This is a genomic window from Orlajensenia flava (genome assembly GCF_004801905.1).
Taxonomy (GTDB): Bacteria; Actinomycetota; Actinomycetes; order Actinomycetales; family Microbacteriaceae; genus Orlajensenia; species Orlajensenia flava.
Map to the genome: position 1 here is coordinate 34343 of NZ_SSSN01000005.1, position 22066 is coordinate 56408.

The 22066-nt window shown below is 68.4% G+C and carries 18 protein-coding genes; 11 read left to right on the plus strand and 7 right to left on the minus strand.

What is annotated here, in order from left to right; genetic code table 11:
* Nucleotides 1-32: 32 nt before the first annotated feature.
* Nucleotides 33-647: a PadR family transcriptional regulator gene (locus E6C70_RS07940; RefSeq protein WP_136424018.1), complete on the minus strand. Its 615-nt coding sequence runs from the start codon at nt 645-647 to the stop codon at nt 33-35.
* The gene (locus E6C70_RS07945; RefSeq protein WP_235833345.1) at nt 644-1687 is read right to left on the minus strand and encodes a hypothetical protein; all 1044 of its coding nucleotides are present in this window, start codon (nt 1685-1687) and stop codon (nt 644-646) included. Before E6C70_RS07945 ends, E6C70_RS07940 begins: the two co-directional genes overlap by 4 nt.
* Nucleotides 1688-1877: 190 nt before the next feature.
* Here E6C70_RS07945 and E6C70_RS07950 point away from each other — a divergent pair, with 190 nt between their 5' ends.
* Complete coding sequence (locus E6C70_RS07950; protein WP_136424019.1) at nt 1878-2636, plus strand: MerR family transcriptional regulator; 759 nt, start codon at nt 1878-1880, stop codon at nt 2634-2636.
* A 54-nt stretch (nt 2637-2690) separates the two neighbouring features.
* Here the strand turns inward: E6C70_RS07950 and yczE are convergent, their stop codons facing one another.
* Nucleotides 2691-3398 (minus strand): membrane protein YczE, encoded by a 708-nt coding sequence (yczE, locus tag E6C70_RS07955; RefSeq protein WP_136424020.1) that lies wholly within the window; start codon nt 3396-3398, stop codon nt 2691-2693.
* Nucleotides 3399-3459: 61 nt separating this feature from the next.
* Here yczE and yczR point away from each other — a divergent pair, with 61 nt between their 5' ends.
* Complete coding sequence (gene yczR / locus E6C70_RS07960; protein ID WP_136424021.1) at nt 3460-4884, plus strand: MocR-like transcription factor YczR; 1425 nt, start codon at nt 3460-3462, stop codon at nt 4882-4884.
* 13 nt (nt 4885-4897) lie between these two features.
* On the opposite strand, the gene E6C70_RS07965 is transcribed toward yczR, so the two are convergent.
* Nucleotides 4898-5464 carry an HhH-GPD-type base excision DNA repair protein gene (locus E6C70_RS07965; RefSeq protein ID WP_136424022.1) on the minus strand — a complete coding sequence of 189 codons (567 nt, stop codon included), beginning with the start codon at nt 5462-5464 and terminating at the stop codon, nt 4898-4900.
* Nucleotides 5465-5626: 162 nt separating this feature from the next.
* Here E6C70_RS07965 and E6C70_RS07970 point away from each other — a divergent pair, with 162 nt between their 5' ends.
* On the plus strand, nt 5627-9007 hold the full coding sequence (locus E6C70_RS07970; RefSeq protein WP_136424023.1) for an efflux RND transporter permease subunit: 3381 nt from the start codon (nt 5627-5629) through the stop codon (nt 9005-9007).
* A gap of 27 nt (nt 9008-9034) precedes the next feature.
* Nucleotides 9035-9505 (plus strand): NUDIX hydrolase, encoded by a 471-nt coding sequence (locus tag E6C70_RS07975; protein ID WP_136424024.1) that lies wholly within the window; start codon nt 9035-9037, stop codon nt 9503-9505.
* Between the two features lie 112 nt (nt 9506-9617).
* Here the strand turns inward: E6C70_RS07975 and E6C70_RS07980 are convergent, their stop codons facing one another.
* The gene (locus tag E6C70_RS07980) at nt 9618-11501 is read right to left on the minus strand and encodes an MGH1-like glycoside hydrolase domain-containing protein (protein WP_136424025.1); all 1884 of its coding nucleotides are present in this window, start codon (nt 11499-11501) and stop codon (nt 9618-9620) included.
* A gap of 168 nt (nt 11502-11669) precedes the next feature.
* On the opposite strand from E6C70_RS07980, the gene E6C70_RS07985 reads away from it, so the two are divergent.
* The 6 genes from E6C70_RS07985 (at nt 11670) to E6C70_RS08010 (ending at nt 18039) form a co-directional block, all read left to right on the plus strand.
* Nucleotides 11670-12764, plus strand: a complete 1095-nt coding sequence (locus E6C70_RS07985; RefSeq protein ID WP_136424026.1) for a LacI family DNA-binding transcriptional regulator — start codon at nt 11670-11672, stop codon at nt 12762-12764.
* 2 nt (nt 12765-12766) lie between these two features.
* The gene (locus E6C70_RS07990; RefSeq protein ID WP_235833346.1) at nt 12767-13999 is read left to right on the plus strand and encodes a sugar ABC transporter substrate-binding protein; all 1233 of its coding nucleotides are present in this window, start codon (nt 12767-12769) and stop codon (nt 13997-13999) included.
* Between the two features lie 96 nt (nt 14000-14095).
* The gene (locus E6C70_RS07995) at nt 14096-15223 is read left to right on the plus strand and encodes a carbohydrate ABC transporter permease (RefSeq protein WP_136424028.1); all 1128 of its coding nucleotides are present in this window, start codon (nt 14096-14098) and stop codon (nt 15221-15223) included.
* A complete protein-coding gene (locus E6C70_RS08000) occupies nt 15220-16128 on the plus strand; it encodes a carbohydrate ABC transporter permease (RefSeq protein WP_136424029.1) in 909 nt (302 codons plus the stop codon). The genes E6C70_RS07995 and E6C70_RS08000 overlap by 4 nt, the downstream gene beginning before the upstream one ends.
* Nucleotides 16129-16246: 118 nt before the next feature.
* Nucleotides 16247-17191: an arginase family protein gene (locus E6C70_RS08005; protein WP_136424030.1), complete on the plus strand. Its 945-nt coding sequence runs from the start codon at nt 16247-16249 to the stop codon at nt 17189-17191.
* An 80-nt stretch (nt 17192-17271) separates the two neighbouring features.
* A complete protein-coding gene (locus E6C70_RS08010; protein WP_136424031.1) occupies nt 17272-18039 on the plus strand; it encodes a VOC family protein in 768 nt (255 codons plus the stop codon).
* 130 nt (nt 18040-18169) lie between these two features.
* On the opposite strand, the gene E6C70_RS08015 is transcribed toward E6C70_RS08010, so the two are convergent.
* Together E6C70_RS08015 and E6C70_RS08020 are read right to left on the minus strand one after the other, a co-directional pair.
* On the minus strand, nt 18170-20113 hold the full coding sequence (locus tag E6C70_RS08015; RefSeq protein ID WP_136424032.1) for a fibronectin type III domain-containing protein: 1944 nt from the start codon (nt 20111-20113) through the stop codon (nt 18170-18172).
* Between the two features lie 291 nt (nt 20114-20404).
* A complete protein-coding gene (locus tag E6C70_RS08020; RefSeq protein ID WP_136424033.1) occupies nt 20405-21211 on the minus strand; it encodes a dienelactone hydrolase family protein in 807 nt (268 codons plus the stop codon).
* Between the two features lie 177 nt (nt 21212-21388).
* Between E6C70_RS08020 and E6C70_RS08025 the strand changes: the two genes are divergently transcribed.
* Nucleotides 21389-21871 carry a SixA phosphatase family protein gene (locus E6C70_RS08025; RefSeq protein ID WP_136424034.1) on the plus strand — a complete coding sequence of 161 codons (483 nt, stop codon included), beginning with the start codon at nt 21389-21391 and terminating at the stop codon, nt 21869-21871.
* Nucleotides 21872-22066 lie beyond the last annotated feature (195 nt).

A 22066-nucleotide genomic window follows, 5' to 3' on the forward strand; every position in this document is an offset into this window, starting at 1 on the left:
GGCGTCGGCGGTCACGTCCTGAGGGGCTGCGGTCACTTTCCGCCGAGGGAGGCGAGGATGTCCTCGCGCACCTGTGCGAGCCGTTGCCGCAGCAGGTCGACGCTCTCGGGCGCGATGAGGCCTCGCGCTGCCCTGAGGCGCAGGTCGGTGCGCAGCTGCTGCCGGAACTGGTTGATCACCAGGTCGGCATCGTGCAGTGCCCGGACCGAGCCCTGGTGCTCGTTGATGTTCGCACTCGTCGTGGTCGTCGCCGTGTTGCGAGCCTCGCGTTTGGCGCTGGCCAGTTCGGCGCGGAGGCTCTTCATGGCCTCGTTCACTCCGGAACGGACTTCGTCGGCCAAGCGCCGCACCGAGTCGGTGAGCTCATCCTCGATGGCGTCGAGCTCCGGCTGGCGGTCGGCGAGTTCGGCCCGGCCGGCATCCGTGATCTCGTAGACGGTCTTGCGACCGTCGGAGGTCTTGGTGACCAGGCCCTCCTCCTCGAGCTTGGCCAGGCGCGGGTAGATGGTTCCGGCGCTCGGGCTGTAGGTTCCGCCGAAGCGGTCGGAGAGCGCGGTGATGAGTTCGTAGCCGTGCCGCGGCTGCTCGGCGAGCAGGCTCAGCAGGTAGAGGCGCAGGTTGCCATGCGCGAAGACGGGGGGAGTCATTCCCGACCCTCCGTTCCGGTGTCGGTCGCCGCGTCGACGGGAGAGTCGGATGCGGGAGCGTCGGTGGGTGCGGAGGAGTCGGATGCGGGAGCGTCGGTGGGTGCGGAGGAGTCGGATGCGGGAGCGTCGGTGGGTGCGGAGTCGGATGCGGGGGCGTCGCTGGATGCGGGTGCATCCGTCGGCGTGGGTGCGTCGGCGGACGCTGATCCGTCGCCCGAGACCGGCTGCTCGCCCTCGGTGCGGCGTGCCACCACGGCGATGTCGCCCGAGACCGAGTTGGCCTGCAGATCGAGCCAGGTGCCGTCGAGCGTGCCGACGTGGCGTTCGAAGCCCTTGCCGAGGGTGCCCTTGACCGTCACGTCGTCGAGCTGGATGGCTCCCGAGACGGTGTTGATGCGGTACTTCGCCCCGTTGCCCATGAGCACGCGGGCCGTCAGGTTGCCGGTGACGGTGTTCGTGACGATCTCGTAGGGCGTGGTGGTCGAATCGACGACCATGCTGCCCGAGACGCCGTCGGCACGGAACTTGGTGATGGATCCGCTCGCGGTGATGGCGCCCGAGACGGTGTTGGCCGTGATGCGACCGGTGTGGTTTCCCGCGCTCAGCTCGCCGCTGACGGTGTTGAGGTCGAGGTCGCCCGTAACGCCATCGACGATGATGTCGCCCGACACCGCGTTCAACCGTGCGTCGCTGGTGAACCCCGAGACCAGCGCGTCGGCGCTGACGACGCCGAGCTTGATCGCGACATCCCGCGGGGCGAGGATGCTGACCTCGGCCTTCGCGCTGCCGCGGAAGCCGGAGAACATGTCGATCCAGTTGTCCCAGCGGATCTGCGGGTGGTCGACGATGAGCTTGTCGCCGTCGATCTCGATCTTGAGGTCCTTGCCGGTGACGGAGGTCACCTCCACACGGGCACCGGGTTCGTCGTGGGCGATCACGTTGACGCGGCCGCCGATGAGGCCGATCTTGAGCGACCGCACGAGCTCGAGGTCGATGACCTTGGTCTGTCCGGGGGTGATGAGCCACTTCTCGATGGCCATGGGTACTCCTTGCTCGGGCATCCGGGTGGATACGAAATCATAAACGCGATATATCGCGTCGCGGATGATTCACGATATATCGCGACAGGCGGATGCGCAACCCGTCGGCGGGAAATGGTGTGAGACGCGGCTTGACCTTGACGCAACGTCAACTTGTACAGTCGAATCATCGACGCGAGGAGGTGGACAGATGGACTGGTCGATTCAGGAGATCGCCCGGCTGACCGGCACGACGAGTCGCACCCTGCGCCACTACGGCGACGTGGGGCTGCTGGAGCCGAGCCGTATCGGCTCGAACGGCTACCGGTACTACGACGAGGCGTCGCTCGTGCGGTTGCAGCGGGTGCTGCTGCTGCGCGACCTCGGACTCGGGTTGCCCGCCATCGGCGAGGTTCTCTCGGGGGAGATGGATGCGCCCGCGGCGTTGGGCGCGCACCTCGAGTGGCTGCGTCGGGAACAGAGCAGGCTGTCGCGGCAGATCGCGTCGGTCGAGAACACCGTGAGAAGCATGAAGGGAGGTGAACAACTGATGGCAGAGAACATGTTCGACGGCTTCGACCACACCGAGTACAAGGAGGAGGTCGAGAGCCGCTGGGGAGCCGACGCATATGCGAGCAGCGACGCCTGGTGGCGCGCCATGTCGGCCGACGAGAAGCAGCAGTGGCGGCAGCGCCAGGAGGCTCTCGCGGGCGACTGGCGGGATGCGGCCGCACGTGGCGTCACGGCGGACGGCGACGAGGCTCAGGCTTTGGCCGCTCGTCAGGTGGAGTGGCTGGGGTCGATCCCCGGTACTCCCCGTGGCGGCGACGGGCGGCTCGCGAAGGCCTACGTCATCGGCCTCGGCGAGGTGCACGTGGCGGATGATCGCTTCGCCGCCCACTACGGCGGAGCGGATGGCGCGGCCTTCGTGCGCGATGCGCTGACGGTCTACGCCGACCGCGAGCTGTGACTCGCACCCGTTCGCCCGCGTCCCGGAACCTTGGGGGCGCGGGCGAACGGCGCATCAGCCGGCGGGAGAGTCGATGGTCGGCTCCGACGGATCGACCGACCCCTCCAGCTCGGGACCGACGGGGGTGCCGGCATCCGTCCCCTCCGTGGCTCGAGGCGGCATCCGCACCGACAATCGCGGAATGAAGAACTGGCAGCGCGGACCGATCGCGAGTGCGAAGACCAGCGTGCCCAAGCCCACGTTGCCGCCGAGGAGCCAGCCGGCGATGACGACGACGACCTCGATGGCCGTGCGGGCGATCCAGATGCGCACGCCGAAGCGACGGTGGATGCCCGTCATCAGACCGTCGCGCGGACCGGGCCCCAGGTGGCCGCCGATGTACAGCCCGGTAGCGACCGCCAGCAGGACGAGGCCGGCGACGAACAGCCCGATCCGGGCCGCGAGCGGGAGGTCGGCGGGGATGAGCGTGAGACCGAGGTCCGCCGAGGGGCCGACGAGCAGGGCGTTGAGCACGGTTCCCACGCCGGGCCACTGCTTCAGGGGAATCCAGAGCAACAGCACGACGCCGCTCGTGATGACGGTGATGAGTCCGAAGGACAGTCCGGTGTGCAGCGCGATGCCCTGCGTGAGGACGTCCCACGGCGCCGCGCCGATGCCGCCTCGAACGATGAGGGCGATGGCGATGCCGTAGAGGAACAGGCCCACGAGCAGCTGAAGGCTGCGGCGGATGAGTCGGCGATCGACCGGACGGTTCTGGGGCATGGCTCCATCCAATCTCGCAATTGGCCTGTTCGAAAAGAGCCAATCTTTCTAGACTGGCCTGATGGTTGCGTCATCTCTCTCAGCGAGGGCACTCGGCGGACTGCTGGGCGAGTGGCGCGATGCATCCGTTCCCGCCTACCAGGCGCTCGCGGATCGGGTGCGACTGCTGATCCTCGACGGTCGCATCCCGCTCGATCGCCGTCTGCCCGCCGAACGAGAGACCGCCGACCGACTCGGCCTCAGCCGCACCACCGTGACAGCGGCGTACCGGCGCCTGCGCGAGCTCGGCTTCGCGTCGAGTCGGCAGGGGTCCGGTACCGTCGCCTGCCTTCCGGGCAGCGGGATGGCGAACCTGCAGATCATCGGCGACGGACTGCTCGACTTCAGCAAGGCCGCCCTGCCACCCACGCCTCAGCTCGCCGACGCCGCGCGCTCGGCGGCGGAGCAGCTCCCGAACTGGTTCGGCCACAGCGGGTTCGATCCGATCGGAATCCCGCCCCTCCGCGAGGCGATCGCCGACTGGTACCGATCGCGGGGGCTGCCGACCGACCCCGAGCAGGTGATGGTGACGATCGGGGCGCAGCACGCCATCGCGCTGCTCGCCCGCGTGCTCGTCGATCGCGGCGACCGGGTGTTGATGGAGGCCCCCAGCTATCCCCACGCCTACGAGGCGATGCTGCAGGCCGGCGCGCGCATCGTTCCGGTCAGCGTGAGCAATGAGGAGGGATGGGATGACGCCCAGCTACAGCAGGCCGTGCGTGCCAGCAACCCGGCGCTGGCCTATCTCATGCCCGACTTCCACAACCCGACGGGGCGCACGATGCCGCCCGAGCAACGCGAGCGGTTTCTCGTCGCGGCGCAGCGGCAGGGAACCGTGGTGGTCGCGGACGAAACCACCGCCGAGCTCGACATCGACCGGCCCGAGACCCCGCTGCCGTTGGCCGCGTACGGACCGGCCGTGCTGGTCGGGTCGGTCGGGAAGACGGTGTGGGGCGGCGTGCGGGTCGGGTGGATCCGCGCCGAGCGGCCGCTCATCCGCAAGCTCGTGGCTGCACGGGCGTCGGGCGACCTCGGCACGCCGATTCTCGAGCAACTCATCGTCGCTGAGTTGCTGCGCGAGAAGTGGAAAGCTGTGATCGACGGTCAGACGGCCGTGCTGCGGGCTGGGCGCCGACACCTCGAGAAGGCCCTGGCGCAGCGGATGCCGGACTGGACTGTTCCGCACGTCGATGGCGGACTCTCGGTGTGGGTGGGCTTGGGGGCTCCGCTCAGCTCGCAGCTGACTCTCGCGGCCAGAACTCAGGGTCTGCTGGTGGCCGCGGGTCCGCGGTTCGGTGTGGACGGGGCGTTCGAGCGCTTCCTCCGTGTGCCCATCGGCTACACCGCCGATGAGACCGATCGCGCCGTCGACGCTCTCGCGCGAGCCTGGTCCGGCCTCTCGCGGGCGCCCATGCCGGAAACGGGATACCTCGCTGCCGTCGTGTGAGGCCGATCCGCCGCTACTTCTTCGCGGCGGCCTTCGCGGCACGTTTGGTCTCGCGCACCTTCGTGAGCGACTCGGCGTCGACGATGTCGGCCACGGAGCGGAACGCGCCCTCCTCGCCGTAGGCGCCAGCGGCGTCGCGCCATCCGTCGCCCGCGAAGCCGTACTGCTTGCCCAGCAGCGCGACGAAGATCTTCGCCTTCTGCTCCCCGAAGCCCGGCAGCGCCTCGAGGCGCTTGCGCACCTCTGAACCGTCCGGCTCACCACGCGTCCAGATGGCGGATGCGTCGCCGTCCCAGTCGTCGACGATCGCGGCGCACAATGCCTGCACGCGTCCGGCCATGGACCCGGGGAACCGGTGGACGGCCGGCGTCTGCTTGAACACCGCCAGCAGGTCGTCCTCGGGCATGGCGGCCAGCCGGGCCGCATCGAGCGAACCCACCCGCGACCGGATCTTCTCCGGTCCGGCGAACGCCGTCTCCATGGGCACCTGCTGGTCGAGCAGCATGCCGACGAGCAGGGCCAGTGGGTCCTCGCTCAGCAGGCGGTCGGCGTCGTCGTCTCCGGTGATGTGCAGGCTCATGCGTCCATCGTGGCACGCAAGGCCGGCCCGAGGGACGGCGGTTCCCAGCCTTCTGTCGACAATGTGCAGTCACTGCAATGCGATACTGGGAGCACCGCCGTCGACGTCGGCCCGTGCGCCGCGACCGCGGTGGGCGGTCGACTCCTTCCGTAGGGATCCCCTGTGCATTTCCTCGCCGTTCTGAGCATGAAGAACCGTGCCCTCATCGCGTTGATCACCATCGTCGCGGCCGTCTTCGGATTCATCGCCCTGAACTCCCTCAAGCAGGAGCTTGCGCCATCCATCCAGTTCCCGCAGCTGGCGATCGTGTCGAGTTACCCGGGGGCGTCGCCCGAGGTCGTGAACAACGATGTGTCCACCCCGGTGGAGACCGCCATCCAGGGCGTGCCGGGCCTCGACAGCACATCGGCGGTGAGCAATACCAACCAGTCCGTCATCACGGCCAAGTTCACCTACGGCACCAACCTCGCGACCGCCGAGCAGAAGCTCGACCAGGCGATCAACCGCATCGCGTCGACGCTGCCCGACGGCGTCGAGCCGCAGGTGCTCAGCGGGAGCTTCGACGACCTGCCGGTCGTGCAGCTCGCAGTGACGAGCGATGAGGACCAGAAGACCCTCGCGGCCGACATCACCAAGCTCGCGATCCCCGACGTCAAGGACCTGCAGGGCGTCAATGACGCGGCGCTCGTCGGCGCGACCGGCCAGCGCATCACCATCACGCCCGACGTCACGAAGCTCGCAGCGGCCGGACTCACACGGCAGTCGATCACCGATGCGCTGCAGCAGAACGGCGTACTGATTCCGGGCGGCTCCGTCACCGAGGGCGACAAGACCCTCAGCGTGCAGTCGGGCGCGCAGCTCGGATCGGTCGATGACATCTCCGCCCTCCCGCTCGTGCCCAAGAGCGCTCAGGGCTTCGCGGGCGGCGTCAAGACCATCGGAGATGTCGCATCCGTCGCCGAGGGGGACGACCCGGCGAGCTCGATCTCACGGGTGGACGGCAAGCCGGCGCTCACGATCGCCGTGACCAAGCTGCCGTCCGCCAACACGGTCGACGTCTCGAAGTCGGTGAACGCCCAGATCCCCGACATCGAGGACAAGCTCGGGTCGGGTGCCAAGGTCACGGTCGTCTTCGACCAGGCTCCTTTCATCCAGCAGTCGATCTCGTCGCTGGCCGAGGAGGGCGGCCTCGGCCTCGTCTTCGCGGTGCTCGTGATCCTGGTGTTCCTGCTCTCGATCCGCTCGACCCTCGTGACCGTCATCTCCATCCCGACGAGCGTGCTCATCACCTTCATCGGCATGCAGGCCAGCGGCTACACCCTCAACATCATCACGCTCGGCGCCCTGACGATCGCGATCGGACGCGTCGTCGACGACTCCATCGTGGTCATCGAGAACATCAAGCGGCAACTGGTCGCCGGGGTCGATCGCGCCGAGACGATCGTCCGCGCCGTTCGCGAGGTGGCCGGCGCCATCACGGCTTCCACCATCACCACCGTCGCGGTGTTCCTGCCGATCGCCTTCGTCGGCGACGTGACCGGCGAGCTGTTCCGTCCGTTCGCGCTGACGGTGACCATCGCTCTGCTCTCCTCGCTCCTCGTCGCGCTGACGATCGTGCCCGTGCTGGCGTACTGGTTCCTGCGGCCCCCGAAGGCCAAGAAGCACGAGGCCGGGGCGACGGATGCCGCCGACGCGGCCGCGCACGAGCCGGTCGACGCCACCGAGCCCGGTGCGCCCGACGCGCCTGTTGCCGACGAGCTCGAGCATCCGTCCCGCCTGCAGAAGGGCTACCTGCCGATCATCCACTGGACGCTCCGGCACTCGGTCGCGACGATCATGATCGCCGTGCTCGTGCTCATCGGCACCGTCTTCCTGTTCCCCTTGATGAAGACGAACTTCCTCGGATCGACGGGGCAGAACACGTTGACCGTGTCGCAGAAGCTCGACCCGGGCACGAGCCTGCAGGCCAAGGACGACGCCTCCAAGCCGGTCGAGAAGAAGCTGCTCGACACCGACGGCGTCAAGACGGTGCAGCTCTCCATCGGCTCGACCGGCAGCGCCCTGCGCGACGCCTTCAGCGGAGGAGGCGGCGCGACGACGTTCTCGGTCACGACCGATCCGAACGCCGATCAGGATGCGCTCAAGGCGACGATCGAGAAGGAGATGAAGGCCATCGACGGCGCGGGGACGATCACCCTGTCGCAGTCGAGCGGGTTCGGCGCATCGAGCGACATCGAGCTCGACGTCACCGCATCCACCGACGCCGACCTGCAGAAGGCCACCGACTCGCTCGTGAGCGCGTTGCAGAAGACCGACTCGTTCACGCAGGTCACCAGCAACCTCGCCGCATCGCTCCCCTACGTCGCCGTGACCGTCGACCGTTCGAAGGCCGCAGCTGTCGGATTGAGTGAGGTCGCCGTCGGCGGTCTCGTGTCGCAGGCCGTGCAGCCGACGGCGGCGGGCAGTGTCGCGCTCGACAACAAGACGCTCAAGATCTATATCGCCACCGACAACCCCCCGACGTCGATCGACACGCTGTCGGCGCTCGAGGTGCCGACCCCCGCCGGACCGGTGCGACTCGACTCGATCGCCACCGTCGCGCAGACGGACGGCCCCGTCACGGTCACCACGGTCAAGGGACTGCGCTCGGCGACGATCACGGCGACGCCGGGCGGCGACAACCTCGCCACGGCCAACGCCTCGGTCAGCACCGCTCTCGCCGACACGAAGCTCCCGCAAGGGGCGTCGGCGAAGATCGGCGGCGTGACCGCGAGCCAGGGTGACGCGTTCAGCCAGTTGGGTCTGGCGCTGCTCGCCGCCATCCTCATCGTCTACATCGTGATGGTCGCGACGTTCCGCTCGCTCCGGCAACCGCTGCTGCTGCTCGTGTCGGTGCCGTTCGCGGCGACGGGCGCGATCATCCTGCAGGTGGTCACCGGCATCCCGCTGGGCGTCGCATCGCTCATCGGTGTGCTGATGCTCATCGGCATCGTGGTGACGAACGCCATCGTGCTCGTCGACCTCGTCAACCAGTACCGCAGGAGAGGACTCTCCGTCGACGAGGCCGTCGTGCACGGTGCATCGCGTCGTCTGCGTCCGATCCTCATGACGGCGCTCGCCACGATCTTCGCGCTGCTGCCGCTCGCGATCGGGCTGACCGGGCACGGCGGGTTCATCTCGCAGCCGCTCGCGATCGTCGTGATCGGCGGCTTGGTGTCGTCGACGGTGCTCACGCTGGTCGTGCTGCCGACGCTCTACAACCTCGTGGAGGGGTTCAAGGAACGCAGGCCCCAGCGTGAGGCGAAGCGTGACGCGCGCGCCGGGAGGAGGGCGACCAAGAAGGCGCGGCGGTCGGGCATTACGCCCGATCCGTCGACGCGCGTCGATGACGTTCCGACGCCGGCCGCTGTCGAGGTCGCCGGCCGTTCGTCCGACCCGTCACCCGCGGCCTCCGACGCCGCGGACCGCTCGTCCGATGCGTCGGGGCACTCGTCCCCGGACGACGACGGTCCGTCCCACCGCGCCGATCCGGCCACGTCGTAGCCGCCTTCCACCGGATAGCCTCGGGGAATGCCCACTCCCGACTTCATCATCGACCTCCGCGCCGCGATCGGTACGGCGCCGCTCTGGCTCTCGGGCGTCACGGCTGTCGTGCTGCGCGGTGAGGAGGTGCTGCTCATCCGGCGCTCGGACAACGGCATGCTCGCGCCGGTGTCCGGCATCCTGGAGCCCAGCGAGGAGCCGGCCGTGGGAGCCATCCGCGAGGTGTACGAGGAGGCGGGCATCGTGGCGGAGGTCGAGAGTCTCGCCTGGGTGCACGTCATGGATCCGGTGGTATACGGAAACGGGGATCGCGCCCAGTACCTCGACCTGGTGTTCCGCTGCCGTTACGTGTCGGGCGAGCCGCAGCCACTCGACGGCGAGGCGACCGAGGTCATGTGGCGCCGGCTCGACGACCTGGACGACCTCGAGAGCGACGACCACCGCGAGCGCATCCGCGTCGCCGCCCTGCGCGAGCCGGCGACACGCTTCGAGCGGTGAGGTCGGCCCACAAATGCAGGATCAGACCGCCGATGGCTGCGATATGCGCTCATGACGGTTGTGGTCCTGCGTTCTTCGGGCACCTTGCCGGAAGCAGTGCGACGAGGGTGACTCAGCTGCGGAGTGCGTGCAGGACGACGATGGCGGCTGCGGCCGACCAGGCCTGGGGCCGGCACGCGGCGGGATAAGGCGCCGGCGCGCTGGTGTCCGCCGCGGGGTCGCCGCTGTGCAACTCGGGCATGCGAAAGTCGAACACGACTGCGGCCGTCAGAAGACCTTCCGCGAGCTGAGCGGCCTCGGCGGGGAAGCCCTCTTTGACCAACCCCATGATGGCGATGGCGGTGTCGTGCGCCCATACCGCACCGCCGTGGTAACTCAGCGGCCAGTACCCGGCGGCGTCGGTCGAGAGCGTGCGCAGCCCGAAGCCCGATGAGAGTTCCGGCGAGACCAGACGGTCGGCGATCAGGCGTGCCTGTTCGGGTGAGAGGAGGCCGCTCCCGAGCAGGTGCCCGATGTTGCTCGTGAGGGAGTCGACGGGGCGCTTGGCATTGTCGAGGGCGATCGCCGGGTAGGCACCGCGTCCGTCGTCGACCCAGAACCGCTCATGGAACGCCGCACGCAGCCGCTCGGCCCACTGCCGCCATTCACGCCCGTCCCGGCCGAAGGCGTCGAGGACATCGGCGCCGTGCACGGCCGCCTCGTAGGCGTACCCCTGCACCTCGCACAGCGCGATGGGTCCTTCTGCGAGACGGCCGTCGCGCCACTGCACCGAGTCGCCGCTGTCCTTCCAGCCTTGGTTGGACAGGCCGCGCCCGCTCTCGTCGACGTACTCCAGCAGACCGTCACCGTCGCTGTCGCCGAAGTCGCGCATCCATTCGAGGGCTTCCACGAGGTTCGGCAGGAGGGTGCGAACAGCGTCGTCGGAGAGTCCGGCGCGCCAGGCGTCGTGCAGGAGGCAGATCCACAGGGGGGTCGCGTCGACGGTCCCGTAGTAGAGCGGAGGGAGCTCGATGTGCTCGCTCGGAATGTGGAGAGGCGCGCGCCGCAACTCGTGCATGATCTTTCCCGGCTGCTCGGCCGTGTCGACGTCGACACGGCGGCCCTGCAGTTCGGCCAGCACTCGCAGAGTGCCCTCGGCGATCCGCGTTCCCGTCGGAAGGAGGAAGCGCGCTGCCCAGATCGAGTCGCGCCCGAACAGGGTGAGGAACCACGGCGCGCCGGCCGCGAGGAACGGGGCGTCGGGGATGGCGGGAAGGACGAGCCGGAGGCAGGCGAGATCATCGAGGGCGCGTTCCACCCACGCGCGGAGCCGATGGTCCACGCCGCTCAGATCGGGAGCGACCCACGGCGGCTCGTCGTCTGCTGCCAGCACGACGGCATCGGCGATTGCGGCCTCGATGCTCCACGACACGCCGATTTCTCCCTCAGCGGGGATGACGAGCGACCAGACGACCTCGAGCGTCGAGCCGTTGACGGAAGCCCGCGCCTCGGCGAACTCTGCACGGACACTCACCGCCTCGGCCTCCCAACCTGCTCGGTCGCCGGCGAGTGCGACGTCCAGCTGCATCGGATGCGCGAGGCCGGATTTCAGCACGTCCATCGGCGTGGCATCCGCCCGGAGGGCCACGCGCACCTCGGCCGGCCGATCGACCGTGAGACGTGATCGGAAGCCGAGACGGTAGGTCGCCCCGGAGTCGGTGGCCTGGGCATGCAGGGTCGCGCGCACGTCGGGGTCGGGATCGGGGCCGTCCAGTTGGCGCGCCAGCGCCGTGAAGCGCACCCGCGATGCCGTCGGCGTGACCGTGTTGAGGTGCTCGAGCGGGCGATCGTCCACGGCGATCTGCATTTCGTCCACGACTCGCACGTCGGATACGTAGACGCCGTCGACGGGACTGCCTCCGATGGAGCCATCGGGTGAACACCAGATCTGGGTGGGCGCCTCGAGTACGACCAGACGCTCGTGAAGGAGGGGCTGCAGAGCGGGCGTCTGCGACATGATCCGGCCCCCTCGCGGCATTCGATTCACCGTGGCGATTGACACGGCTAAGCGCAGGGGTAACATAACACTCACCGGTTTGATCGATCAAATAACGAGACGTCTCCTGCCGGTTCGATCGTTCAAACGGTCGCGTGGCGAACAGACGACGATGTCGAGGAGGACCGGATGGCGCAGCTGCCGACGGTCTCCGACGTCGCCCGCCTCGCCGGCGTCTCCCGGCAAACCGTATCCAACGTGCTCAACTCGCCCGCCATCGTCCTTCCCGACACGCGAGGACGAGTCGAGGCTGCCATCGACGAGCTCGGCTACCGTCCGCACGCCTCCGCCCGCCGGCTGCGCACGCGCACCAGTTCGACCATCGGCATCCGCCTCGACCCCGAGACCAATGGCATCTCGGGGACGGTGCTCGACCGCTACCTGCACGCCCTCACCGAGAAGGCGGCGGAGCGCGGACTGCGCATGATGCTCTTCACCGCCCGTGACCACCACGACGAGGTCGACCAGTTCCGGGCGCTCCGCGACGGAGCGGACGTCGACGCCGTCATCCTCACCGCCACCTCGTTCCGCGACGACCGCATCGACTGGCTCGTCGAGCACGACATGCCCTTCGTCACCTTCGGACGCCCGTGGGGCTCCGACTTCAACGATCCCGCCGTTCCGTGGGTGGACGTCGACGGATTCGCGGGGACGAGTCAGGCCACCCGCCACCTGCTCGGTCGGGGACACCGACGCATCGGCTACCTCGGCTGGCCCGATGACTGGGGCATCGGCAAGGAGCGGCGCGACGGTTGGGCGACGGCGATGGCAGAGGCGGGCATCGCCGGCGACGAACTCGCCGACCTGAGCTGGCGAACCGACGACGGGGTCCCGAACGCCCGGCAGATCATCGAGCGGCTGCTGGCCGATGAGGCAGGCGTGGAGGCACTCGTCTGCGTGAGCGACTCGCTCGCCCTCGGCGCGATGATGGCCGTGCGCGAGGCGGGGCATCCGCATTTCCCGGTGATCGGCTTCGACAACAGCGCCGTCGCCCGTGCCGTCGGCCTCTCCAGCGTCGACCAGCGCCTCGATCAGGTGGCCGCGGCGAGCCTGCAGATCCTGTTCGGAGACGGCTCGCGCGTCGTCCCCATCGACGAGGCGGATGCCGCGACGCGGCACAGCCTCATCGAACCCCGTCTTGTCGTTCGCCGGTCGAGTCACCTGGCGCCCGTCGAGGAAGAGGCCGGCAGCACCAGGACCGGCAATCACAATCGAAAGGAATGACCATGAAGACCACGAAGTGGTTGCTGGCGGGAGTGGCGGCCACCGCGGCCATCGCACTCGCCGGCTGTTCCCCGGCATCGGGCGGGGGCGGCTCGACCTCCGGCAGCGGGAAGCTGACGATGCTTATCGGCTCCAGCGGCGACGCTGAGACCAAGGCGGTGCAGGATGCGGCGAGCGCCTGGGGCAAGAAGAACAGCACGACGGTGGACGTCGTCGCGGCCAGTGACCTGAACCAGCAGCTCAGTCAGGGTTTCGCGGGCGATGACGCTCCCGACCTGTTCTACATGGGCTGGGATCAGTTCGACACGTACGCCGCCAACGGCTACCTGCAGCCCTACGCGAAGGATCTCGCGAACAAGGGTGACTTCATCGACACGTTGACGAAGACGTTCACCTACGACAAGACCTTCACGTGCGCGCCCAAGGACTTCTCGACGCTCGGCCTCATCATCAACACCGGCATGTGGCAGGCGGCCGGGTTGACGGATGCCGACGTGCCGAAGGACTGGGACGGTCTCGAGGCGGTGGCGAAGAAGCTCACCACGGGCGGTGCGGTCGGACTGTCCTTCGGGCTCGAGTACGCGCGTGTCGGTGTGTTCATGAACCAGGCCGGGGGCACGATCGTCGACGGCGACAAGGTCAAGGCCGACTCCAAGGAGAACCTCGCCGGACTCGACTACGTCAAGAAGCTCCACGACGAGGGCGTACTGAAGTTCCCCAGCGAGATCGACTCGGGTTGGTCGGGAGAGGCGCTCGGAAAGGGTAAGGCCGCGATGGTCATCGAGGGCCCGTGGATCAAGGGCATCCAGGGTGACTACCCCGACACCAAGTACGCGGCCTACGAACTGCCGAAGGGACCGGACAAGTCCTCGACGTTCTCGTTCACGAACTGCTGGGGGATCCCCAAGGGAGGCGACAACGCCGCGAAGGCGCAGTCGCTCGTCGAGTTCCTCACGAGCGACGATCAGCAGATGGCGTTCGCTGACGCCTTCGGCGTGATCCCGTCGACGACGGCCGCGTCGAAGACCTACGCAGACAAGTACCCCGAGAACGCGTCGTTCGTCGCCTCGGCCGACTACGCCGTCTCGCCGGTCAAGTTCGACGGAGCTGCCACGGTCATCACCGACTTCAACTCGCAACTCGAGGGTCTCGCCACCGGCGCCGATCCTGAGGCGATGCTCAAGTCATTCCAGACCGAGCTGCAGTCGGCGCTCGACGAGGCCAACGGCAAGTAGCTTCTGCGATCGGTGCCCTGTCGCGCATCCGGCGTCTTCGGATGCGCGACGTGGCACCGTCGGCGCGGCGGCGTGTGCGAGAAGCGAGGAGCGATCATGGCGCGAGGTATCCGCGGGCCCGAGGCCCGGTACGGCTGGACGTTCATGGCGCCCGCCGTCATCATCATCGGCGTGTTCGTCGTTCTGCCGATCGCGCTGGCATTGTTCGTCAGCTTCAGCGACTGGAACGGCCTGGGCTCCCCGCTGGGCAACTCCGGTTTCGTCGGCGGTGAGAACTACTCCAAGGTGCTGGTCGAGTCGGGTCTCGCCCAGCGCGACTTCGGCACGGCCATCCGCAACAACCTCTACTACGTGCTTCTCGTGGTGCCGCTGCAGACCGCGCTGGCCATGTTCCTCGCCGTGCAGGTCAATCGGCGGATCCTCCGCGGGAAGGGCTTCTTCCGGACGTCGTTCTACTTTCCCTCGGTCACGAGTTCCATCGCCATTACCACGATCTTCTTGTTCCTGTTCACCTCGTCGGGAGCCGTCAACGCCGTTCTCGGCTGGTTCGGCGTCAACGGCCCGAACTGGTTCTCCGACCCGCGCGGCATCCTGCACCTGATCTTCGGTGCGGCTGGAGTGGACGGAACACCCGATGCATTAGCGGGCACCGGCCCGCTCGGTGTCACCTGGTGGAACTGGCTCAGTGGACCATCCGTCGCCATGTGCGTGCTCATCATCCTGGCGATCTTCACCACGTCCGGCACCTTCATGCTGCTCTTCCTCGCGGCGCTCCAGAATGTGGGAAGCGAGATCGAGGAGGCGGCAACGATGGATGGTGCCGGCGGCATCCGCTCGTTCTTCTCCATCACGCTCCCCCTGCTCAAGCCCACGGTGTTCACCGTCCTCACGCTCGGGCTCATCGGTACGTGGCAGGTGTTCGACCAGATCTATCTCACGGGTGGGGGCGCGCCCGGCAAGACCTTGCTGACGCCCGCCTATCTCGCCTACCAGACATCGTTCGAGGATCTCAAGTGGGGCAGGGGTGCGGCCATCTCGTTCATCCTGTTCGGCATCATCGTGTTCTTCACGCTGCTCCAGCGGTTTGTGTTGCGCGACCGTGACGATGCGCGCGAGAGGCGCGAGCTTCGTCGCCGGCGCCGAGGAGGGCCACCGGCCGACGGTCCGACCGAGGCCCCCGCCGACGTGAAACTCTCCACCGCTGGAAAAGGGGTGACGTCATGACCGCGACGATCGACACCTCCACCGGCCCGTCGACGGATGGCGCAGCCCGGCCGCTACCCCGCCGCCGCCGCATTCCGACGCGCGTCATCACCGGAATCGCCGTCACCTACCTGGTGCTGGTCATCTTGGCGCTCATCTACATCTACCCGTTCCTCATCTCCATCTCGGGCAGCTTCAAGACGGATGCCGACGCCACCCAGAATCCCCTCTCACTTCTGCCGCAGACCTGGTCATTCACCGCGTACCAGCGCCTGTTCACGGAGGTCCCGCTGCCGCTCTGGACGTTCAATTCGGCCTTCGTGACGGTGTGCGTCACCGCGGGCCGGGTGTTCTTCGACTCGCTGGCCGGGTACGCACTGGCTCGGTTGCGCTTTCGCGGTCGGGCCTTCGTGTTCGCATCGCTGATCGCTGTCATGGCGGTGCCCAACGTCGTGCTCCTCATCCCGCGGTTCCTCGTGCTGAAGCAGCTCGGGCTCTACGACAGCTACGCCGGCATGATCATCCCGCTGATCATCGACGCGGCGGGCATCTTCATCATGAAGCAGTTCTTCGAGTCGATCCCCGTGAGCGTAGAGGAGGCAGCGCGCATCGACGGGGCAGGGGTGTTCCGCACGTTCTGGCAGATCGTCCTGCCCATGGCGCGACCAGCTCTCATCACACTGTTCATCCTGAGCTTCCAGGGGTCGTGGAACGAGTTCGCCCACTTCATCATCTCGAGGCAGAGCCAGTCGCTCAACACCCTCACGACCGGCGTGGCGACGCTGACATCCGGGCAGCTCGGATCGGGCAACCAGTATCCGCTGCAGCTGGGCGCTGCCGTGCTCATGTCGATCCCGGTCGCCGTATTGTTCTTCATCTTCCAACGGCGGATCATGTCCACGTCCGAGGGCGGCGACAAGGGCTAGAAGAACGCAGGACCAGGCCGCCGATGGCTGCGATATGCGGCTATGACCGCTGTGGTCCTGCGTTCTCGGCCGCACCCCGGCGTCGCGGCCTGCTGGCGGGAGCGGTAGCGTCGAATGCGTGACCGACGACGCGCTCCCCGATGACCCGCTCTGGCCCAGGGCCGGCGGGTGGCCAGCAGCTGACAGCCTCGAGCCGGGCACGCGCGTCGACGTTGGCATCGTCGGCGTGCCGACCTGGCAGACCTCCCTCTCGCCGACGAAGGCGTACGAGACGCCGGCCGCCATCCGTGCGGCGTTGCGGCGTTACAGTCCATCGCTCGCGCCCGATCGGTCGGCGGAGTCGCGTGCCGCGGCGGGGCAGGAGCTGATCCGCGACCTGGCTCATGCCGACTTCGGTGACGTGCGGGAGCCCGACGGCGACGTCGGCCAGGCGGAGGCGATCGCGGCCGTGGCGGACGCTGCCGACGTCTCCCGCGTGCTCATCGCGCTCGGCGGCGATAACGCGCTGACGTTCCCGACGGCGCTGGGTGTCTGGGGTGAGGGCCTGGGCTCCGCCGGCCTCATCACAGTGGACGCCCACCACGACCTCCGCGACGGCGAGTCGAACGGCTCGCCGGTGCGCCAGCTCATCGAGGCCGGTCTGGCGGGCTCGCGCGTCGTTCAGATCGGCATCCAGGACTTCGCGAACTCGCGCGAGTACGCCCAGCGCGCAGCGGACTTCGGCATCACCGTGGTGCATCGCGACGAACTGCACGGCCGCCCCCTGCGTGACGTGATGGAGGAGGCGCTCGAGGTCGCAGGATCCGCTGGCGGTCCGATTCACGTCGACATCGACATGGACGTCTGCGACCGCGCGGTGGTTCCGGCGTGTCCGGCGTCCGTACCCGGCGGCATCGCCGCGTGGGAGCTCCGCTCGCTCGTGCGGCTCGCCGCGATGGACGACCGGGTTCGCTCGTTCGACATCGCCGAGATCGACGCGACAGCGGACGCCCCCGACGCGCGGACGGTCCGGCTCGCCGCCCTCTGCGTGCTCGAGGTGTGCGCGGGCTACGCGTTGCGGTGAGCGGCTCTTCACGCGAACGCCTTCCGGCCGTCGGACGGGCGGCGTAGGGTCGGAGGCGTCGCCGAGCAGGGGAGATGCGCATGGCTGGAACCGTCTGGGTGCAGGGCCAACCGCGATGGGTTGACCTGTCGAGTTCGGACCTCGATCGGTCGATCGACTTCTATCGCGAGCTGTTCGATTGGGAGGCGACACGTGGCGGCGAGCGGTACGGCGGCTACGTGACGTTCAGCAAGAACGATTTCGCCGTCGCTGGGCTGGCCGGGAAGATGCCGGGGGCGGAGGGGACGCCGGATGCCTGGACCACCTACCTGCACACCGCCGATGCGGCCGCCACCGCGCAGTCGGTGATCGACGCCGGGGGTCGCAACCTGTTCACGCCCATGGACATCCCGGACATGGGGGTGATGGGGGTCGCCGTGGATCCGACCGGCGGCACGATCGGCAGTTGGCAGGGCAGTGGCCACGATGGCTTCGAGGCGCACGGAGAGGTCGGGTCGCCCGTCTGGCACGAGCTGTACGCCGATGACTTCGACGCGGCGCTGTCGTTCTATCGCCGTGCGTTCGGGTGGTCGACCCGACCGTTGAGCGACACGGACGACTTCCGTTACGAACTCCTCGTCGATGGCGATCACGAGCTCGCAGGCATCTTCGACGCCGGTTCACGCACAGATGCGACGCCCTCGCGTTGGCAGGTCTACTTCGGAGTGAAGGACACCGACCGGACCGTCGGTCACGCCCTGGAACTCGGCGGGCGGGTCACCGAGGCGCCATACGATTCCCCGTACGGCCGGATGGCGGCGCTCGTCGATGCCACCGGGGCCGCTTTCATCGTGTCCACCGTCGTCTGAACCGACGCGCAGCATCCGTCCCAGCCGCTCGTGCGGCGCCCCAGCACGGAGTCGACCTGACGCGGGCGGCCGCCCAGCGGCATCCGTCGGGATGTCGCGAGGCGGCCGATGGGCGTTCCCGTCGCGCTCGTCAGGGGAGGGCGTCGAGCTGAGCCGCCACGGCGTTGGCAAACTGGTAGCCGTTGGAGGCGTCCCAGTTGATCGACCACGTCATCGCGCCGCGCAGGTTCGGGTACTTCGCGCTCGGCACGAAGCTGCCGCATCCCACTCCTTGAGCCAGGCAGGTGATGGAGTTGTTCACGACGGTCGTTGAGACGTAGCCGCTGCCGGCCCCTCGAGTCGAGGCCGGGAAGCCGAGCCCCACCTGGCTGGCGTCGAGCCCGCCTTGGAGTTCGGTGCAGGCGAGCGCCGTGGCGAAGTTGACCGAGGCCTGCGCGTAGACGCCGCCGTCGCATCCGTTCATCGAACCGGAGTTGTAGTACTGCGTGTTGACGACCGTGAGGATGTCCTTGATGCCGAGCGCGAGGGCGAAGTAACCCGAGCTCGTCGACAGCATGTCGATCGTCTGCGGCGCCATCGTGATGATGGATCCCGGATGCGCAGCGGACACCGCGCGGAGCGCCTGACCCATGTAGGTCGGGTTGATGCCGTTCTCCAGGTCGATGTCGACGCCGTCGAACCCGTAGGTCGAGATGAGGGCATTGATGCTGTTCGCGAAGTTCGTCGCCGATGCCGAGTTGTTGACCGAGATGGTGCCGTTCTGCCCGCCGACGGAGATGATCACCTTCTGGCCGCGTGCGTGCACGGTGGCCACGTCGGCCGTGAAGTTCGCGTTCGTGTATCCGCCCAGTGCGCTCGAGAGTCCGGAGTCGACGCTGAAGGTGACGGCGCCGGGCGTGGATGCGTCGGCGTCGGCGAACGAGACCGCGATGAGGTCGTACGTCGTCGGGACGTCCGAGATGCGCAGGGTCTTGGCCCCGTTGTCGAAGTTCTGCCAGTAACCGGTGAGGATGTGCTTCGGCAGCTGTGCGGCCGGCCCGGTGCCCCCTCCACCCGTCTTCGCCGTCGTCACGCCGACCGTGGCGCTCGCCGCGGACTCACCGGCGGAGTTGTACGCCTTCACGGTGTAGGAGTAGGCGGTCGAGGCGCTGAGCCCGGTGTCGGTGTAGCTCGTCGATGCGGTCGTGCCGACTTTGCTTCCCCCGCGGTAGACGTTGTAGCCGTTGACCGTTCCCGATGACGCCGTCCAGGCCAGCGAGGCCGACGAGGTGGTCGTCGCGGTCGAGCGAAGGCCACTCGGTGCGCCGGGAACGCTCACGCTGGCGCTCGTCGTCGTTGCGGTAACACCAGCGGATGCCGGAGACTCGCCGGCGGAGTTCGCGGCCTTGACCGTGTAGCTGTACGCGGTCGACGCGCTGAGGCCGGAATCCGTGAAGGTCGTGCCCGACGGGCTGCCCACCTTGGTCCCGCCTCGATAGACGTTGTAGCCCGTCACGGTGCCCGACGGCGCCGTCCAGCTGAGCGAAGCCGTGGACGACGTGGTGCCGGTGACCGTCAGGGACGTCGGAGCGGCCGGAGCCGTGACGGTGCCCGCGGGGCCGGTGAGGGCGATGTCATCGGCGAAGTACGTGCCCTGCCCGTACCAGCCGTGGACGTACACGGTGGCGGTGGTCTGCGACGCCCCGGTGGTGAACGACACCGACAGCGGGCTGTAGGCCGCGGGAGATGCCCACGTGCTGGCCCCGCTGACCGATTCGCCCAGGTAGACGTAGCTGCCGCGCACGAAGCCGGTGAGCGCGTACTTCGTGCTGGGCTTCACGGCGACGGTCTGCGTGCACTGGGCGTTGTCGCCCGAGGTCGCAGCACCCGCGAGAGCGCCGTTGCCAGAATGGACGGGCGTGGACACCGTCGAGCCGGTTCCACCCGAACAGCTCCAGCCGGCGAGCCCGGATTCGAATCCGCCATTCGTGATGACGTTGGCGTCGGCCGCCAGCGCGGCGCCGGGGGCCGAGAGGGCCGCCAGCGCGAGTATGGCCGCTGCGCCCCAGGCAGCGGCGGGTCGAGAAAATCGCATCGTTCTCCCTCGAGATGAGTACTCGGCACGGCCGATCAGCAGCACCGTTGCAGCAGCCCTCGGGCGATCAGCTTGTTTGTAAATATTCCTAACAAACCAAGAGCGTTAGGCATGAGGCTATGACCCTCGGAAGAGGGGCGTCAAGGGAGGAGGGATAGTGGAAATCACCTATTCTTCGCGGTTCGCGGTTCGCGGTTCGCGGTTCGCGGTACGCGGTACGCGGTGCCGGCCGTGTCGCAGCTGGCGAACCTGCGGGCCGCCGCGGGAGCCGCATCGGAGCGGCCGTCCCTCTCAGGCCGACAGCCGCTCCCGCAGGAACGCCGCCACCCGGTCGCGCGCGGCGAATGCCTCGTTCGGCGGATCGTCGCGCACCTCGTCGGTCAACACGGCGTGGGCGCTCTTGGCGAATCCGCCGGGATTACCCGGGGATGAGTCGAGTTGGATCACCTCAAAGGCGTCGCCGAGACGGGCCTTCAGGGTGCGGAAGCGGGAGGCGGATGCGGCGACATCCTCGCTGAATCGCAAGCCGATGGCGCACACGTCGCCCGCCGAGGCGCGTTCGGCGAGCCGATCGAACTCGGCACCGCTCATGCCGGGGTCGGCCGTGCGCCTCGCGCCGACTGGGAAGGGCACCGACGGCTGGCTCGCGACCGCTGCGACAACGCTGTCGTCCACGGCGGCGGTGAGGGCGAACCCTCCCGTGAAGCACATGCCGACGACGCCGACGCCGGAGCCGGGCGTTCGGGCGTTGAGGTCGGCCGCGACCGCGCGGAGGTAGGCCGTGATGGGGCGCCGGGCATCCGTCGCGAATGCCCGGAACTCGCTCGCGACGCAGAGCCGGGTGACGATGCCGAGCGTATAGCCGAGGCTGGATGCACGCCCCGGAGTTCCGAACGGGGACGGGACGACGACCGTGAACCCGTTGTCGACGAGATGCTCGGCGAGCGCCAGGACCTCGGGCGTGATGCCGGGGATCTCGGGGATGAGCACCACCCCCGGCCCGCTGCCCTTCTCGTAGCAGTCGTAGGTGAGCCCGCCGCCGGTGAACGGGTGCTTCACCCATCCGTCGATGCTCGCCGTCGGCGCGCTTCCGGTCATCGTCGCGGCCCAACGGGCGCCGGGGTGCAGCGGCGCAGCTCGGGCCGGTTCGAAGGTGCCGCGAGCGTGAGGGGTGCTGGCGGGACGGAGGCCTGACTCATGGCGCGATGATATGCCCTGTCGAGCGGATGACCGCGGCCGGCGAGGGTCACCCCAGCCCGCGAGTAAGGTGTCAGCGTGAAGACGCTGGTGCTGGTGCGACACGCGAAGTCGAGTTGGCGAGACGACACCCTGAGCGACCACGATCGGCCGCTGGACGATCGCGGGCTGCGCGATGCCCCGCGGATGGGACGGATGCTGCAGCTGCGCGGAATCAGGCCCGACGTGCTGCTGACCAGTTCCGCCGTGCGTGCCCGGACGACGGCTGAGCTCATCGCCCACGAACTCGACGACACGGCGGTCACAGTCGATGAAGACCTTTACGCGTCGACGCCCGAGACCATCCTGGGCCGCGTGGCCGAAGTCGACGGGGGCGCGGAGGTCGTGATGGTGGTCGCGCACGATCCCGGCATGAGTGCTCTCGCGGCGCAATTCTCGGATCTCATCGAGGCGATGCCGACGGCCGCCGTGGCGCAACTGGAGTTCGAGGTCGAGAGCTGGGGCGAGCTCGCCGGAGCGCGTCCCGTGCGCGTGGTGTTCGACACGCCCAAGACGCTCTGAGCCCGCTCTCCGGAGGATACGAGGGTCCGGGAGTGTGCCGCCGCGCTCTCGAGGGACGAGCGGCGGTTGCGAGTGAGCCGCCGCGCTCTGAAGGACACGCGGGCGTTTGCGAGCGAGCCGCCCGCTCTGGACGGGCGCGGCCGTTTGCGAGCGAGTCGCCCGCCCTGGAGGAGGGGCGGAATGTCGCGACTGCGC

Coding starts and splice junctions, on each gene's coding strand:
- E6C70_RS08015 (WP_136424032.1), bottom strand. CDS start 20,113: ATGCGATTTTCTCGACCCGCCGCTGCCTGGGGCGCAGCGGCCATACTC.
- E6C70_RS07945 (WP_235833345.1), bottom strand. CDS start 1,687: ATGGCCATCGAGAAGTGGCTCATCACCCCCGGACAGACCAAGGTCATC.
- E6C70_RS07980 (WP_136424025.1), bottom strand. CDS start 11,501: ATGTCGCAGACGCCCGCTCTGCAGCCCCTCCTTCACGAGCGTCTGGTC.
- E6C70_RS08010 (WP_136424031.1), top strand. CDS start 17,272: ATGGCTGGAACCGTCTGGGTGCAGGGCCAACCGCGATGGGTTGACCTG.
- E6C70_RS07985 (WP_136424026.1), top strand. CDS start 11,670: ATGGCGCAGCTGCCGACGGTCTCCGACGTCGCCCGCCTCGCCGGCGTC.
- E6C70_RS08000 (WP_136424029.1), top strand. CDS start 15,220: ATGACCGCGACGATCGACACCTCCACCGGCCCGTCGACGGATGGCGCA.
- E6C70_RS07965 (WP_136424022.1), bottom strand. CDS start 5,464: ATGAGCCTGCACATCACCGGAGACGACGACGCCGACCGCCTGCTGAGC.
- yczE (WP_136424020.1), bottom strand. CDS start 3,398: ATGCCCCAGAACCGTCCGGTCGATCGCCGACTCATCCGCCGCAGCCTT.
- E6C70_RS08020 (WP_136424033.1), bottom strand. CDS start 21,211: ATGACCGGAAGCGCGCCGACGGCGAGCATCGACGGATGGGTGAAGCAC.
- E6C70_RS07990 (WP_235833346.1), top strand. CDS start 12,767: ATGAAGACCACGAAGTGGTTGCTGGCGGGAGTGGCGGCCACCGCGGCC.
- E6C70_RS07995 (WP_136424028.1), top strand. CDS start 14,096: ATGGCGCGAGGTATCCGCGGGCCCGAGGCCCGGTACGGCTGGACGTTC.
- yczR (WP_136424021.1), top strand. CDS start 3,460: ATGGTTGCGTCATCTCTCTCAGCGAGGGCACTCGGCGGACTGCTGGGC.
- E6C70_RS07950 (WP_136424019.1), top strand. CDS start 1,878: ATGGACTGGTCGATTCAGGAGATCGCCCGGCTGACCGGCACGACGAGT.
- E6C70_RS07975 (WP_136424024.1), top strand. CDS start 9,035: ATGCCCACTCCCGACTTCATCATCGACCTCCGCGCCGCGATCGGTACG.
- E6C70_RS07940 (WP_136424018.1), bottom strand. CDS start 647: ATGACTCCCCCCGTCTTCGCGCATGGCAACCTGCGCCTCTACCTGCTG.